This window comes from Neobacillus sp. YX16 (genome assembly GCF_030123505.1).
Taxonomy (GTDB): domain Bacteria; phylum Bacillota; class Bacilli; order Bacillales; family Cytobacillaceae; genus Neobacillus.
In genome coordinates this window covers 2,091,642-2,106,120 of the sequence record NZ_CP126115.1, presented here as the reverse complement: position 1 = coordinate 2,106,120, position 14,479 = coordinate 2,091,642, and the positions used below count along the sequence as shown (strand labels likewise).

Annotated in this window: 12 protein-coding genes and 1 tRNA gene; 7 read left to right on the top strand and 6 right to left on the bottom strand. The window is 38.1% G+C overall.

Annotated elements, in window-relative coordinates:
• The first annotated feature begins 77 nt into the window (after window positions 1–77).
• Both QNH48_RS10285 and tnpB read left to right on the top strand, forming a co-directional pair.
• The gene (locus QNH48_RS10285) at window positions 78–683 is read left to right on the top strand and encodes a trimeric intracellular cation channel family protein (RefSeq protein WP_283954801.1); all 606 of its coding nucleotides are present in this window, start codon (window positions 78–80) and stop codon (window positions 681–683) included.
• Window positions 684–870: 187 nt separating this feature from the next.
• Window positions 871–2,022 carry an IS200/IS605 family element RNA-guided endonuclease TnpB gene (gene tnpB / locus QNH48_RS10280; RefSeq protein ID WP_283955735.1) on the top strand — a complete coding sequence of 384 codons (1,152 nt, stop codon included), beginning with the start codon at window positions 871–873 and terminating at the stop codon, window positions 2,020–2,022.
• Window positions 2,023–2,103: 81 nt separating this feature from the next.
• Here tnpB and spoVK read toward each other — a convergent pair whose 3' ends face one another.
• From spoVK to miaA, 3 genes are all read right to left on the bottom strand, one after another.
• Complete coding sequence (gene spoVK, locus QNH48_RS10275; protein WP_283954800.1) at window positions 2,104–3,054, bottom strand: stage V sporulation protein K; 951 nt, start codon at window positions 3,052–3,054, stop codon at window positions 2,104–2,106.
• A 122-nt stretch (window positions 3,055–3,176) separates the two neighbouring features.
• Window positions 3,177–3,407 (bottom strand): RNA chaperone Hfq, encoded by a 231-nt coding sequence (hfq, locus tag QNH48_RS10270; protein ID WP_034672853.1) that lies wholly within the window; start codon window positions 3,405–3,407, stop codon window positions 3,177–3,179.
• 26 nt (window positions 3,408–3,433) lie between these two features.
• Window positions 3,434–4,390 (bottom strand): tRNA (adenosine(37)-N6)-dimethylallyltransferase MiaA, encoded by a 957-nt coding sequence (gene miaA, locus QNH48_RS10265; protein WP_283955734.1) that lies wholly within the window; start codon window positions 4,388–4,390, stop codon window positions 3,434–3,436.
• Between the two features lie 331 nt (window positions 4,391–4,721).
• Between miaA and mreBH the strand changes: the two genes are divergently transcribed.
• Together mreBH and acpP are read left to right on the top strand one after the other, a co-directional pair.
• Window positions 4,722–5,729, top strand: coding sequence for a rod-share determining protein MreBH (mreBH, locus tag QNH48_RS10260; RefSeq protein WP_283955733.1), 1,008 nt, complete (start codon window positions 4,722–4,724; stop codon window positions 5,727–5,729).
• A gap of 711 nt (window positions 5,730–6,440) precedes the next feature.
• On the top strand, window positions 6,441–6,671 hold the full coding sequence (gene acpP, locus QNH48_RS10255; protein WP_283954799.1) for an acyl carrier protein: 231 nt from the start codon (window positions 6,441–6,443) through the stop codon (window positions 6,669–6,671).
• Window positions 6,672–6,772: 101 nt separating this feature from the next.
• On the opposite strand, the gene QNH48_RS10250 is transcribed toward acpP, so the two are convergent.
• The 3 genes from QNH48_RS10250 to mutS all read right to left on the bottom strand — a co-directional run bounded on the left by QNH48_RS10250 (window position 6,773) and on the right by mutS (window position 12,198).
• Window positions 6,773–7,225, bottom strand: coding sequence for a hypothetical protein (locus tag QNH48_RS10250; RefSeq protein WP_283954798.1), 453 nt, complete (start codon window positions 7,223–7,225; stop codon window positions 6,773–6,775).
• Between the two features lie 477 nt (window positions 7,226–7,702).
• Window positions 7,703–9,583 carry a DNA mismatch repair endonuclease MutL gene (gene mutL, locus QNH48_RS10245; protein ID WP_283954797.1) on the bottom strand — a complete coding sequence of 627 codons (1,881 nt, stop codon included), beginning with the start codon at window positions 9,581–9,583 and terminating at the stop codon, window positions 7,703–7,705.
• Window positions 9,584–9,603: 20 nt separating this feature from the next.
• Window positions 9,604–12,198, bottom strand: a complete 2,595-nt coding sequence (mutS, locus tag QNH48_RS10240) for a DNA mismatch repair protein MutS (protein ID WP_283954796.1) — start codon at window positions 12,196–12,198, stop codon at window positions 9,604–9,606.
• A 160-nt stretch (window positions 12,199–12,358) separates the two neighbouring features.
• Between mutS and QNH48_RS10235 the strand changes: the two genes are divergently transcribed.
• The 3 genes from QNH48_RS10235 (at window position 12,359) to QNH48_RS10225 (ending at window position 14,431) form a co-directional block, all read left to right on the top strand.
• Window positions 12,359–13,063 carry a YwaF family protein gene (locus QNH48_RS10235; protein ID WP_283954795.1) on the top strand — a complete coding sequence of 235 codons (705 nt, stop codon included), beginning with the start codon at window positions 12,359–12,361 and terminating at the stop codon, window positions 13,061–13,063.
• Between the two features lie 74 nt (window positions 13,064–13,137).
• Window positions 13,138–13,211: transfer RNA gene (locus QNH48_RS10230), tRNA-Arg, on the top strand.
• 167 nt (window positions 13,212–13,378) lie between these two features.
• On the top strand, window positions 13,379–14,431 hold the full coding sequence (locus QNH48_RS10225) for a tyrosine-type recombinase/integrase (protein WP_283954794.1): 1,053 nt from the start codon (window positions 13,379–13,381) through the stop codon (window positions 14,429–14,431).
• Window positions 14,432–14,479: the final 48 nt, after the last annotated feature.

The window sequence follows — 14,479 nt, the reverse complement described above, 5'->3', positions numbered from 1 at the left end:
ACCTCCATGTTAAAATCATATTGTTTGCTGAAAATATTAAAATAAATGTATTTCACATAGAGGAGAAACCGAACAAAATGACATGGGATGTCTTAAGTATTATTGGTACAATTGCTTTTGCCGTTAGTGGTGCCATTGTCGCGATGGAAGAAGAGTATGATATATTAGGTGTTTATATTTTAGGGATTGTCACCGCTTTTGGCGGTGGTGCCATACGAAATCTTTTAATTGGGGTCCCCGTCTCTGCTTTATGGGAACAGGGGTTGTTCTTCCAATTTGCCTTACTATCGATCACTGCAGTATTTTTGTTTCCAACAAATTTGTTACGTCATTGGCAAAGATGGGGGAATTTCTTCGATGCCATTGGCTTGTCTGCATTTGCGATTCAGGGTGCTATTTACGCAGCGAATATGGACCGTCCGATTAGCGCAGTCATTGTGGCGGCTGTCTTAACGGGAATTGGCGGAGGCATTATTCGCGATTTACTAGCTGGCAGAAAACCGATTGTATTACGAGCGGAAATTTATGCAGTTTGGGCTATTCTTGCTGGTCTTATCATTGGATTAAAAATAGCGTCAAGTCCGTGGGAGTTGTACACGCTTTTTGCACTTATTACTGCACTAAGAGTACTTTCCTATACATTCAGTTGGAAACTTCCTGCTAGAAGACTCGGAGCGCATTAAAAGAAATCGGCGGCATAAATGTCCGCCGATTTCTTTTATCATTCCCCACAGAAAACTCCCTCTTCAATCGTGTGAAGGGCGCAGCCCAACGATAAGGGGGAAATGAATGTCGGTTTGCGGTAGCAAAAATTTTCCTCAATATGGTATAATAAGAACAAACATTCTCCTTGAAGGTGAGGTGAAAACAATGTTAATCAACAAAGCATATAAGTTCCGTATCTATCCAACAGAACAACAGGAAATCCTTATTGCTAAAACAATCGGATGTTGTCGTTTCGTATTCAATCGCTTTTTGGGACAGTGGAATGATAAATATAAAGCGACCGGAAGAGGATTAACCTACAATTCCTGTTCTGCTGAATTAACACAGTTGAAAAAGGAATTACTATGGTTAAAAGAAGTTGATAGCATAGCTCTCCAATCCTCACTGAAAAACCTTGCTGATTCGTATACACGATTCTTCAAAAAGCAAAACAAATCCCCTCGCTTCAAATCTAAAAAGAATAGAGTGCAGTCTTACACAACAAAAGAAACGAACGGAAACATTGACATTTCAGGCAACAAAATTAAATTGCCAAAACTTGGACTTGTTCGTTTTGCTAAAAGCCGTGAAGTGGATGGTCGTATTTTAAATGCTACTATTAGACGGAATCCAAGTGGAAAATACTTTGTATCCATTCTTGCAGCAGTGGAGGCTCATCCTGTAGACAAAACAGGCTCTTCCGTTGGTGTTGACTTAGGATTAAAAAACTTTGCCATTCTTTCAAATGGTGAAGTATTTGGTAATCCTAAATGGCTTCGTGCATCGGATAAGAAACTAGCTGATGCCCAGCGTGTTCTTTCCCGAAGACAGCAGCTCGCTTTGAAACGAAAATGTAAATTGGATGATGCGAAAAACTTCCAAAAGCAAAAACGGAAAGTAGCTCGAATCCATGAGAAAATCACAAATGCAAGAACAGACTACTTGCAAAAAATCTCTACTAAAATCATCAAAAGCCACGATGTAATTGGTATTGAAGACTTGCAGGTGTCCAATATGATAAAAAATCACAGGTTAGCAAAAGCCATCAGTGAAGTATCTTGGTCACAATTTCATACAATGCTTGAGTACAAGTCAAAATGGTTCGGCAAACAAGTCGTTGCTGTGTCTAAAACATTTGCTAGTTCTCAGTTGTGTTCGTATTGTGGCTACCAAAATAAAGACGTTAAGAATCTTAACCTTCGTGAGTGGGATTGCCCTTCTTGTGGAGCACATCACGATAGAGATATTAACGCAGGACAGAACCTTAGAGATGAAGCAATACGCATCTTAACCGTAGGGACTACGGGGTTAGCCTAATCAATTAGAAGCCGATAGGCTTCTGTACTTAGGAATCTCCCACTTCAAAAGACCCGTAAGGGGTGTTAAGTGGTGAGTAGTTCAAGAATCTTCTTCGAAAACTAAATCATTACTCCTTAGTGTCATTAATTCATGTTTGTCGAAGCTATTCTGCAACAAAAGCCGCATAGCTTGAGCGCGAATGGATTTTTCAATTATATTACGAACATATCGGCCATTCGAAAAGCTATTGGGATTGAGCACGGATTTCACCCAAATTAAATGATCCTTTAGTTTTTTCTCTGCACCATGACTCAAACTATATTCTCGTTCATCAAGCATCCGGGCAGAAATTTCCATCAATTGATCAATTGTATAATTCGGAAAATCTATGACTAAAGGAAAACGGGAGTGCAGCCCTGGATTTAAGGTTAAGAAATAATCCATCTCCCGGGAATACCCTGCCAAAATGAGGATAAATTCATGCTGTTTGTCTTCCATATGCTTGACTAGCGTATCAATCGCTTCTTTTCCGAAATCCTTTTCCCCGCCGCGGCCTAATGAATAGGCTTCATCAATGAATAGTATTCCACCCTGTGCTTTCTTAATTAAGTCCCGTGTTTTTTGAGCGGTATGACCGATATATTCTCCCACAAGGTCGGCTCGTTCTGCCTCAATTAAGTGCCCCTTAGATAGTACGTTCATTTTTAAGAAGAGCTTGCCAATTAATCTGGCAACGGTCGTTTTCCCTGTCCCCGGATTGCCTTTAAACATCATATGAAGGGCTTGCTTTTTTGCCTTCATACCCACTTCTTCCCGTTTTTTATTCACGAATATCCAAGCATAAATTTCTTTTATCATTCGTTTCATTTCTTCCATACCTACTAATGCCCCGAGCTCGTCTTCGATTTCTTTTAAAGCGGCGTGCTCCGGGGGAATAACCTTTGGAACAACTTGAGGAACAGGAAGCTCTTTTGTTAATGACTTTCTCTTATGGGAGTTGAGCGATACTGTTATTTGTCCATTACTCTTCATGCGAATCGGTTGATCCAAAGCCTTCACCTCTCATTCTGCAAAGCAATCTCCTTCATTTATGTGTATTCATCCAATTAACTTTTCATTATAAAAATAAAAAAGAGCCCATAGATTTCATGGGCTCAAGTCATAAGTACAGGTTATTGCGCATCCAGGTCGAGCTGAACATTTCTTTGCGGTGCAAAGGTTGAAATGGCATGCTTGTAAACCAATTGCTGTTTTCCTTCTGATTCAAAAAGAACTGTAAAATTATCAAAGCCTTTGATTTGGCCTCTCAATTGGAATCCGTTTAATAAGAATACCGTTACATGAGTATTGTCCTTGCGGCACTGGTTTAAAAATTGGTCCTGAATGTTGATGGTGGTTTTCATTTGTATATCCTCCTCTTTTATCTCTACTAATATGTATTCGATTTTACTTGTAGCTTTCCTTCAACGTACTGTGAAATTTCAGTTATTTTTTTTGACAAATTTGAGACATTTGTCATGTCAAACCATTCTACATCCATTTTGTTACGAAACCAAGTTAGTTGCCTTTTTGCATAGCGCCTTGAATTTTGTTTTAAACTTTCAACGGCGTCATGATAACTAACCTTTCCATCTATATAATCATAGATTTCTTTGTAGCCAATTGCTTGAATGGATTGACAATCTCTGACTCCCTGCTTGTATAACCCAGAGACTTCTTCGAGGAGCCCTTCGGATATCATTATCTCAACACGAGTATTAATCCGTTCATAAAGCTTTTCTCTATCCATGGTTAAACCAATAAGAGCGGTTTCGTATAGAAGGTCAGGCTGCTGATTAATTTGATATTCACTCATAATCTTACCAGTACAATGATAAATTTCAAGTGCCCGAATAACTCTTCTCACATTATTTGGATGAAGTTGTCTTGCACTTTCAGGATCTATCTTCGTTAATTCATGGTGCAGCGCCTCATTTCCAATCTCTTTTGCCCTCTTTTCAAGCTGCAAACGAAATTCCTCATCCGCAGGTGCCTCTGAAAACTGATAATCATAAATGACGGCTTGAATATAAAGCCCAGTCCCGCCGACGATGATAGGAAGCTTACCTTTTGAGGTGATTTCGGATATTTTCGCTCGTACAAGCTGTTGGAATTCCGCTGCTGAAAAACTTTCATCCGGCTCTTTAATATCAATCAAATGGTGGGGAATCCCCTCCATTTCCTCGATTTTTATTTTTGCAGTTCCAATATCCATGCCTCGGTAAATCTGCATGGAGTCGCCGCTAATAATTTCGCCATTATACCGTTTAGCCAGTTCTATGCTTAACTTTGTTTTTCCAACTGCGGTTGGACCAATAATGACTAATAACTTCTGTTTTAAATCCAATATTTTCACACTGCCCTTTTTTCATTATTTACGTGATGTCTCGAAAACCATGTCACACTAACATCCTAACATATATTTTAAAAGCAGTTGAACATCAAATAAGTATAATCAAAAAACAACCATTCTATGCATCATTTTGACAAGGATTTCATTTATTACATTTATACATGAACTAATAAATTTACTTTACAATCTTACATTCCTATAACGATTCATTTACAATCACCTTCTTACCCCCAAGTTCGTGGTAGGCTTAATCGTAGCTTATTTTGTAGAAAGATGACTGGTCAAATGGCAGGTTGTCGAAAAATAGGGAAATTAGGTGAAGAAGATGTTATCAAACTTTGAGATTGGAATCGACTTAGGAACAGCAAATATATTAGTCTATAGTAAAAATAAAGGAATCGCAGTTAATGAGCCTTCTGTGGTGGCCATTGATACAGAAACAAAAAAGGTTGTAGCATTTGGCATGGAAGCAAAAGAAATGATTGGAAAAACGCCTGAGAAAATTATGGCAATCCGACCATTAAAGGATGGCGTGATTGCAGATTATGACCTTACCACTGAACTTCTAAAGCATATCATGAGAAAAGCTTCAAAAAAAATGGGCTTTGCACTTCGGAAGCCAAATGTAGTAATCTGCACACCTTCTGGATCAACAAGTGTTGAAAGAAGGGCTATTCAAGACGCCGTGAGAAATGCGGGCGCAAAGAAAATCCAGTTAATTGAAGAACCTGTAGCAGCTGCGATTGGCGCCGGAATGCCTGTTGATGAGCCAGTAGCCAATGTAGTTGTTGATATTGGCGGAGGTAATACAGAGGTAGCGATTATATCATTCGGGGGAGTTGTGTCCTGTCATTCCATTAAAATTGGCGGAGACCGTCTCGATGAAGAAATCATTCAATATGTCCGCAAGGAATATAATGTGTTGATTGGCGATAGAACAGCTGAAAATGTAAAAATGGAAATTGGTTATGCGTTGGTTGATCACGAAGAGCTTCACATGGAAGTACGCGGTCGTGACCTTGTGACAGGATTACCAAAGACCGTTACCCTATCATCCTATGAAATTAGAAATGCTTTGAAAGAATCGTTATCTCATATATTAGAAGCAATCCGTGCAACACTTGAGGACTGCCCTGCCGAACTAAGCGGAGACATTGTCGACCGCGGTGTGATCTTAACGGGCGGCGGTGCATTAATGAAGGGAATGGAAGAATGGCTAAGTAAAGAAATCTTTGTTCCTGTACAATTAGCAGAAAATCCGCTTGAATCCGTTGCAATCGGAACGGGACAAGCCCTGAAATACATGCATAAGCTGCCAGCTGCAGTGAGATAGTTTGGAAGTAAGAGGTAGATGTAAATATGTATTACTTATTGCACCGCATTTTTAGCGGTGCATTTTGTATGGTAACTGGTACTTAAACTTTTTATTATTAGGTGGATATTGCAAGAGTAAATTAATAGCAGCAACAAAGATATGGATATTACAGGTTATTACAGATAAAAATACTAATAAATAAATTATTAGTATTGGATAGTAGCTAGGGATCCATATCGGAAGGCTTTGTAATGAAAGAAAAATGGAAAATGTATATGTTGCTAATCATGCCTTGGTTTTCTGTCATCAAGCTTGGGAAATCTTCATTCTTTCGGTACCTGCCAACTATTATTTTTAGTGACTAGGTTATCGCCTTAATAAGTGAGTTATCTCGGGCGTTTAAATGGTGGAAAGTAAAAAATCCTATTTTCCCGAATTTAGCAACAGATGTATCATTTGTATTTGGACCTTTTACTTTCCTGAACTTTTGGATTTTTAAATTAACGTACAAAAGATTCTGGCTCTATCTTTTAACAAATATTATTGCTGACTACTTATTTGCTTACCCAATAACCACCTTAGCAGAAAAACTTCGCGTATATAAAATGGGAAGAATGAGCCGCAAGCAGCTTTTCCTTCTAAGTGTTGTAGTAGCAATTTTTAATTACTTGTATCATTTCTTAATTGTAGAACCACGAAGAAAAGAAAAATCATTAGGAGAAAGTAACAATGACGATATTTGAAAAATTAAAGCCTATTATTGCAGATCAATTAAGTGTCAAAATGGAGATTATCAAACTGGAATCATCTTTTAAGGATGACTTGGAAGCTGATTCGCTTGATATGGTTGACTTAACGATGGAAATTGAAGATGAATTTGCGATCGAAATTAGTGACAAAGTGGCAGAGACGCTTCAAACAGTCGGTGATGTCGTAAAATATATTGAAAATGCTCGTTAACAAACTGGGACGGTGATACCCCCAGAAATCCTTAGATATCAATAAAAAATGACTATCAAATGTTTACATTTTGATAGTCATTTTTCTTTATTTTATTAAAACTAGATATCACTTTGGCGCTTTCTCATATTATTGAAATACAGGAAAATCGGAAGCGGAATCACGATAAAGCCAAGGCTTTTAATAATTTGATTTTTCGCATTTTCTCTAGCACGATTCTTTTCATCTTTTACCATTTGATCATATCTTTCACGAATTTCAGCATCTGTTAAGCTTTTACTTTCCTCAGTTGGAACTTTCTGATCATGGTAAACCTGCTTAAAATCTTCGAAGTTTTGATAATAACCTGGTGGACTTACTAAATCGGCCGCAGCCATAAAAATTGAAATTCCTCCACCAATCACCATCATAAGTGTTGCAAACAGGACTAAATACGTATAAAGATGACGTATCACTGTCTCTCCCCCCATTTCTTTATTTTTCACAGCGTAAACGATTACAAAAATAATAATAACGATAGGTAAAAAAGTACTTAAGAGGCTAAAAATAACCACACCTCCACCTCCTTTTTTAATCTCCCTTATAGTGTAATTTTACACTATAAAACAAACAAATATAAGTACCTATTATTAAATTTTTCAAAATCATTGTTAAATTTCATTGTTGATTATTAGTACAGTGGTATAAAAGGTCGATGAAGGACAAATCAGGAAAATTCTCAGTGAGATTAGTCCTTCATAAGCGTGATGAAAGACAAATCAGGAAAATTCTCAGTAAGATTAGTCCTTCATAAGCATGATGAAAGACAAATCAGGAAAATTCTCAGTGGGATTAGTCCTTCATAAGCGTGATGAAGGACTAATCAGGAGAGTTCCCATTGAGATTAGTCCTTCATCAGAGTGATGAAAGACTAATCAGGAGAGTATCCATTGAGATTAGTCCTTTATAAGGATTTTCGTGAGAATATCAACATCTGTCTTTAAAAAAGCTGTTTCAAAAAAAGAGTGCTTTCCTCTAAAAAAAAGAAAGCACTACATAACTCGTTTAAACATTTTCTCCATCTCATAAGACGAATAATGAACAATAATGGGTCTTCCATGCGGGCAGGTAAACGGATCTGAAGCTTTTCGTAAGTCATCTAGTAATGCCTGGATTTCATCATTGCGTAAATGACGGTTTGCTTTAATCGAAGCTTTACAACTCATCATAATCGCCGCTTCTTCTCGCAGCTTTTTAATATCGACTTTTTTCATCGAAAGAAGCTGCTCTATCATATCTTCAATAATTTGCTTCTCTTCTCCTTTTGGCAACCACTGTGGATGCGAGCGTACGATATAGCTGTTCATTCCAAATTCCTCAAGGAAAACTCCAACCTTTTCTAATTCCATACGGTTTTCATTTATCTTCAAATATTCATCAGTAGAATAATCTAGCGTGATTGGAACAAGTAATTCCTGCAACTCCGCATGAACTTGACCTACTTTTTCACGAAAATACTCATACTTCAATCGTTCCTGTGCCGCATGCTGATCAATAATATATAACCCATTTTCATTTTGTGCAAAGATATACGTACCGTGCATTTGACCAATGGGGTATAACCTTGGAATCCGGCTTTCCATTTGATCCGCATCCGCACTTGATTCTGTTTCTACTTCTGTTTCATTTGACTCCATCTCTGGTGGTGGAGTATATTCCCAACTACTTGGTATGGTTATCTCTTCTTCAACCTCTTTAGGAATCCATGGTTCCACTTTCACCTCAAGAGCTGGTACCGTTTCCTGAATGGTGTTTGACACAAAAGAAGAATCCCATTTTATTTCTTTTCTCTCGAGAACTGGATTGGTTCTTTCATCAAGAATCAATGTAGTTTGCTCAGACTTAGCTATCTCTTTTTTCTCTTGGGTATAAGCAGTTGGAATCAAGATCTTCGATTTAAATGCATTTTTGATGATGTAGGTAACCAATTCATACAGTTCAGCTTCTTTACTGATCCGAACCTCCATTTTAGATGGATGCACATTGACATCCACCAATAATGGGTCCATCTCAATATTAAGGAGAACAATCGGAAACCTGCCGATAGGAAGCAAGGTATGGTACCCTTCCTGAATCGCCTTGGCTAATGCATAATTTTTTATAAACCGACCATTGATCATCGTAGAAATATAGTTTCTAGATGCTCTCGTTACCTCAGGCATCGAGGCATATCCACTAATCTTGTAATCAAGCGATTCCCCGGAAATCGGCACAAGCTGTTTGGCAATCGCCATACCATAGATAGACGCCAGCACTTGGCGAACATCACCATTACCGTTCGTTTGCAGCAGTTTACGTTCGTTATGAATTAAGCGAAAGGCTACCTCTGGATGCGAGAGCGCCAGTCGGTTCACAACATCGGTAATATTTCCAAGCTCTGTATGAATGGTTTTCATATACTTTAAGCGTGCCGGTGTGTTAAAAAACAAATCGGTTATCGTTAAATCCGTCCCGCGCCTGCTCGAAGATTTTTCAAAAACTTCAACCTTTCCACCTTCAATGACAACTCGATTACCTGCACCCTCACCAGTTGAGGTCTTCATCTCCAGCCTTGAAACGGATGCGATACTGGGCAGAGCTTCCCCGCGAAAACCGAGAGTCTTGATACGAAACAAGTCATTTTCATTTTTAATTTTACTAGTCGCATGACGTTGGAAGGCGAGTAAGACGTCTTCTTCTTCGATTCCATTTCCATTATCCGTGATTCGAATTTTCGCAAGACCTGCTTCTTCTACTTCAATTTCAATTACCGTACTGCCCGCGTCAATTGCATTCTCCACTAACTCTTTAACAACAGAGGCTGGACGTTCTACTACCTCTCCTGCTGCAATTTTATTGGATAGTGCATCATCTAATTGGATAATCTTACCCATACCAGTCACCTCCTACAACTTTAGCCTTTTAACTTTTTCTGAAGTTCATACAACAGATTTATCGCTTGAAGCGGTGTTATATCTAGCAAATCAAGTTCTTTCATTTTATCTAAAACTTTCTTTTCTTTCGTAGATAATTCTTGTTTCTTTGGTTCTTTGACTTCATCAAAGAATGACAACTGTGCAAGCTGTTCCTTATTTTCCTTCACTTCCGTTTTAACAGAAACAGATTTTAAATCAGGTTTTTCAAGTGCTGATAAAATTTCATTCGCTCGTTGAATTAATTCCTTAGGAAGTTCTGCTAACTGTGCAACATGAATACCATAGCTCTTATCTGTTGGGCCTTCTTTGATTTTATGAAGAAAGACAAGCTTTCCATTATGCTCAATCGCACTAACATGGATGTTCTTTAATTTCTCAAGCTCGTCTTCAAGAACCGTTAATTCATGATAATGAGTTGAGAATAGAGTCTTCGCACCAATATGCTTATGGATGTATTCAATAATTGCCTGAGCGAGAGCCATACCATCATAGGTCGAGGTCCCACGGCCAATTTCATCAAATAATATGAGACTGTTCTGGGTTGCATTGGTTAGTGCATTTCTGGCTTCAAGCATTTCGACCATAAACGTACTTTGACCAGAAATCAAATCATCCGCTGCCCCAATTCTAGTAAATACTTGATCAAAAATTGGCAGCACGGCTTCATCAGCTGGCACATAACATCCGATTTGAGCTAAAATGGCGGTTAATGCAATTTGGCGCATGTACGTACTTTTACCACTCATGTTTGGACCTGTGATAAGCAGAACCTCACGCTCATGATCCATAAAGCAGTCATTCGCTACATATTCCTGTGCATTAAGAACTTTTTCAACTACGGGATGTCTGCCTTTCTTAAGGACCACTTTGCCTTCTGTAGAAAATTCCGGTTTGACATAACGACGCTCTTCACTCACCTGTGCAAAGCATTGGAGTACGTCTAACTCACTAACCGCTTTTGCTGCAGCCTGCAGGCGTGGGATATGTTCTTTTACAATCTCGCGAATTTCAGTAAAAAGCTGATACTCAAGTTCTCCACTTTTTTCCTCTGCTTGTAAAATTAAATCTTCTTTTTCTTTTAATTCTGGAGTAATAAAACGTTCCGCATTTGATAAAGTCTGCTTTCGCTCATATTGCCCTTCTGTTAAAAGATGCAGGTTTGCTCTAGTTACTTCTATATAATAGCCAAATACACGGTTATAGCCGATTTTCAAGGACTTAATCCCCGTCTTTTCGCGCTCTTCACGCTCAAGTTGAGCAATCCATGTTTTCCCGTTACGGCTTGCATATCGGTATTGATCTAACTGTTCATTGTATCCGTCACGAATCATATTTCCTTCTTTTAAAGAAAGCGGTGGATTCTCAACAATTGCTTGTTCTAAAAGGTCAGTGACTTCCTCGCAGGGATCAAGCGATTGTGCAATTTTATTTACTTCTTCATGCTCCATGCCAAAGAGAATTTGTTTTAAGAAAGGAATCTGCATTAATGATCGTTTTAATTGGACAAGGTCACGGGCATTTACGTTGCCAAAAGCAACACGACCAGCAAGCCTTTCCAGATCATATACTTCAGTCAACTTTTCGCGAAGCTCCTGGCGTTCAAAATATTTGTTCATCAAAACCTCTACAATGGTTTGACGGTGCTCGATGTCCGTACGAGAAATTAAAGGACGGTCAATCCAGGTTTTCAGCGCTCTGCCGCCCATTGCGGTCATCGTTTCATCAAGCAGCCAAAGTAGAGAGCCTTTTTTCCCTTTTGAACGGATCGTTTCCGTTAATTCAAGATTCCGTTTAGAGTAGTAATCAATTTTCATATATTGATGAATTTGATAGGTGGTCACCGGTTGGAGGTGATCAAGACTTCTCTTTTGTGAACGATATAAATAATGAAACAGCCTTGCTGCACTTTGTTTTAGTTTATCTTGATTGAGATTGTCTAGCAGATGTGAAAAATTTATATCTACTGAACTACTATCTTCGAATGAAATGGCGAGCACATCACGTTCACGCATTTTCTTCTGCAATTCAGCTTCGAAGTCGTTTGCGACAACTACTTCCTTAGAGCTTAATACGGCTAGTTCATTTAAAACTTCATCAAAGTTGGACGAGAGCTGGGTTACCTTGCTTTCACCTGTTGAGAGATCTGTATAAGCAAATCCAAATGTTCCATCGTCAAAACAGGAAATGGATGCAATATAGTTATTTTCTTTATCTGATAACGACTTACCTTCCATTACGGTACCAGGTGTAATAAGCTGGACAACTTCCCGTCTAACCATGCCTTTGGTTTGTTTGGCGTCTTCCATTTGCTCGCAAATAGCCACTTTATGGCCTTTTGAAATGAGCTGTTCAATATAGTTAGGGGCAGAATGATAAGGAACCCCGCACATTGGAATTCTGTCCTCACTGCCGCCTTCGCGACTTGTTAAGGTTATCTCTAATTCTTGTGATGCTTTAATCGCATCCTCGAAAAACATTTCATAAAAATCGCCTAGGCGAAAAAATAAAAAGGCATCTTGATAATCTGCCTTAACGGTTAAGTATTGCTGTATCATCGGCGTATAACCAGCCATAATGACCCCCACATTTTAATTATTTCGAGTATCTTCGACAAACTATTATACCATATATCAGGTAAACTTAGATTAGGTAGAAATTTCTTTTATCTTGTAATGGTCGGGAATGGAACATACCAGCATATAAATCATAGTAATAAAGCGAAAAGGGTGGTTGATGATGGGCTTGTTTGGAGGAAATGTTCAGGAATATAATTTCGAAATGTTTTCTGTCAGCCATTTTGTAATTATAGCCCTTCTTATTCTGGGTTCGTTTTTTATATTCATAAACAGGGATAAGCTTAGGAACAAAAAATGGAGAAAAGCAGAGGTTGGAGTAGGAATTTCATTAATCGTGATAGAGGTTAGTTACCATCTTTGGATGGTTATAAATGATATGTGGGATGTCAGTCATGCAATTCCATTAGAATTGTGCAGTATCAGCCTTATATTATCGGTACTAATATTGTTAACGAGAAAAAAAGTTATTTATGAAATTTTATTATTTACAGCCTTGTTGGGTGCTTCTCAGGCGATCTTTACCCCATTGTTAAATTTTGATTTCCCGCATTTTCGCTTTTTCCACTTCTTTTATACTCATGTAATGATAATCTGGGTTGTCTTCTATTTTACTTGGGTACAAGGCTACAGACCTACCATATGGTCCGTTGTAAAACTCTTTGTCTTTTTAAATATCTTGATGCCGATCATTATGCTAATTAATAAGGCTGTCGATGGAAATTATATGTTTTTGAGCCATAAACCCAATAGCGCCAGCCTATTAAACCTTCTTGGTCCCTACCCATGGTATATCTTATCAATGGAGTTTTTATTAATTACCCTTAGTCTGATTGTCTGGTTAGTTTTCAGAAAAAGGCGATAAAAGGTAGAAAAGGTAATTATTTATTGACCTTTTACCTTTAACTATTTATAATAAGTAACGTTCCCAATAAATGTGTCCCGATAGCTCAGCAGGATAGAGCAACAGTTTCCTAAACTGTAGGTCGGAGGTTCGAATCCTCTTCGGGACGTCAAAAAGCCTAAAAACGCTGTTCTAACGCTATTTTAGCCGTTCATTTATGTCGGTTAATGTGTAGCTCAGAATCAGCGTTTTTTGCTGTTTTTTCGCTACACTGTAGGACATGAAGTTTTGTGACTATAGGACATGCAGCCACCAATATAGGGGGCAAAATAACTTATGGGACGTACATTTATTGCGCAACGAGGACAAACAAAATCGACCAATGACCGACAGTTACGTCATGACCGACAGACACTTGAAGTCCGATATTCTATAGAAAATGCTATAGAAATCTTTATTCATGCAAAGGAAGCAGAGGGGCTTCGGCAAAGTACAATCAAGGGTTATCATGATACTGTTCGTTATTTCCGGGATTGGTTAAGTCCCGACATTGAATTTATTGATGAGATTAAAAGCACCATGATACGTAATTATATAAACTATTTAAAGAATGACAGATTACCTTATCAAGGTGACGAACAACGAGAGAAAACTAAAAAAGGATTATCTGTATTTACCATTAATATTCGGTTGCGCAATTTGAAAGCGATTTTCCGATTTTTAGTAGAAGAAGGTATCCTAAACAGAAATCCAACTAGTAATATTCCTTTGGTTAAAGATGATGAACATGAAGAAGTTCAAGGGTTAACAGACACAGAAATTGATATGATTCTAGATTCATATGATGATAAATTATTTGCTCAGTGGCGAGATAAAACGTTAGTGCTGTTATTGCTAGACACAGGTTTAAGAATTAACGAAGCCATGTCGCTTACTGAGGAACATGTTGATTTTCAACATAACACCCTTATTGTTCCCTCAGAAATCGCTAAAAATAGAAAACAGAGAGAAATACCAATTAGCCGTGAAATATCTAAAAGGTTGAAACAATTAGCTGCTGAAACTGAACAATATTTTGGAGAAGGTTCACGGATCTTTATGAACGCCTACGGGGATGATTTTACTGCAGACGCCTTTAGAAAAAGATTAAATCGACTTAAGCAGAAATTGAACATTCCAAAGCTACACCCTCATATGTTTCGTCATACATTTGCTCGAAATTACATTCTAAATGGTGGAGATGTATTCACGCTTCAGAAAATTCTTGACCATGCTGACATTCAAACGACAAGGAAGTACATCCAAATGGATTCTGAACATCTTAAGCAACAGCACAATAAATTCTCGCCTGTTAGAAGGTTATTTAATCATAAAGGTAAAAGGTTGTAATTTTAAAGCCACCAGTCTTCTGATTGGTGGCTATTTTTTATTATTATA

What these genes read in the sequence shown, in the direction of transcription:
- QNH48_RS10285 (WP_283954801.1), top strand. Translation starts at nt 78, where the DNA reads ATGACATGGGATGTCTTAAGTATTATTGGTACAATTGCTTTTGCCGTT.
- tnpB (WP_283955735.1), top strand. Translation starts at nt 871, where the DNA reads ATGTTAATCAACAAAGCATATAAGTTCCGTATCTATCCAACAGAACAA.
- hfq (WP_034672853.1), bottom strand. Translation starts at nt 3,407, where the DNA reads ATGAAAACCACCATCAACATTCAGGACCAATTTTTAAACCAGTGCCGC.
- mreBH (WP_283955733.1), top strand. Translation starts at nt 4,722, where the DNA reads ATGTTATCAAACTTTGAGATTGGAATCGACTTAGGAACAGCAAATATA.
- acpP (WP_283954799.1), top strand. Translation starts at nt 6,441, where the DNA reads ATGACGATATTTGAAAAATTAAAGCCTATTATTGCAGATCAATTAAGT.
- mutL (WP_283954797.1), bottom strand. Translation starts at nt 9,583, where the DNA reads ATGGGTAAGATTATCCAATTAGATGATGCACTATCCAATAAAATTGCA.
- mutS (WP_283954796.1), bottom strand. Translation starts at nt 12,198, where the DNA reads ATGGCTGGTTATACGCCGATGATACAGCAATACTTAACCGTTAAGGCA.
- QNH48_RS10235 (WP_283954795.1), top strand. Translation starts at nt 12,359, where the DNA reads ATGATGGGCTTGTTTGGAGGAAATGTTCAGGAATATAATTTCGAAATG.
- QNH48_RS10225 (WP_283954794.1), top strand. Translation starts at nt 13,379, where the DNA reads ATGGGACGTACATTTATTGCGCAACGAGGACAAACAAAATCGACCAAT.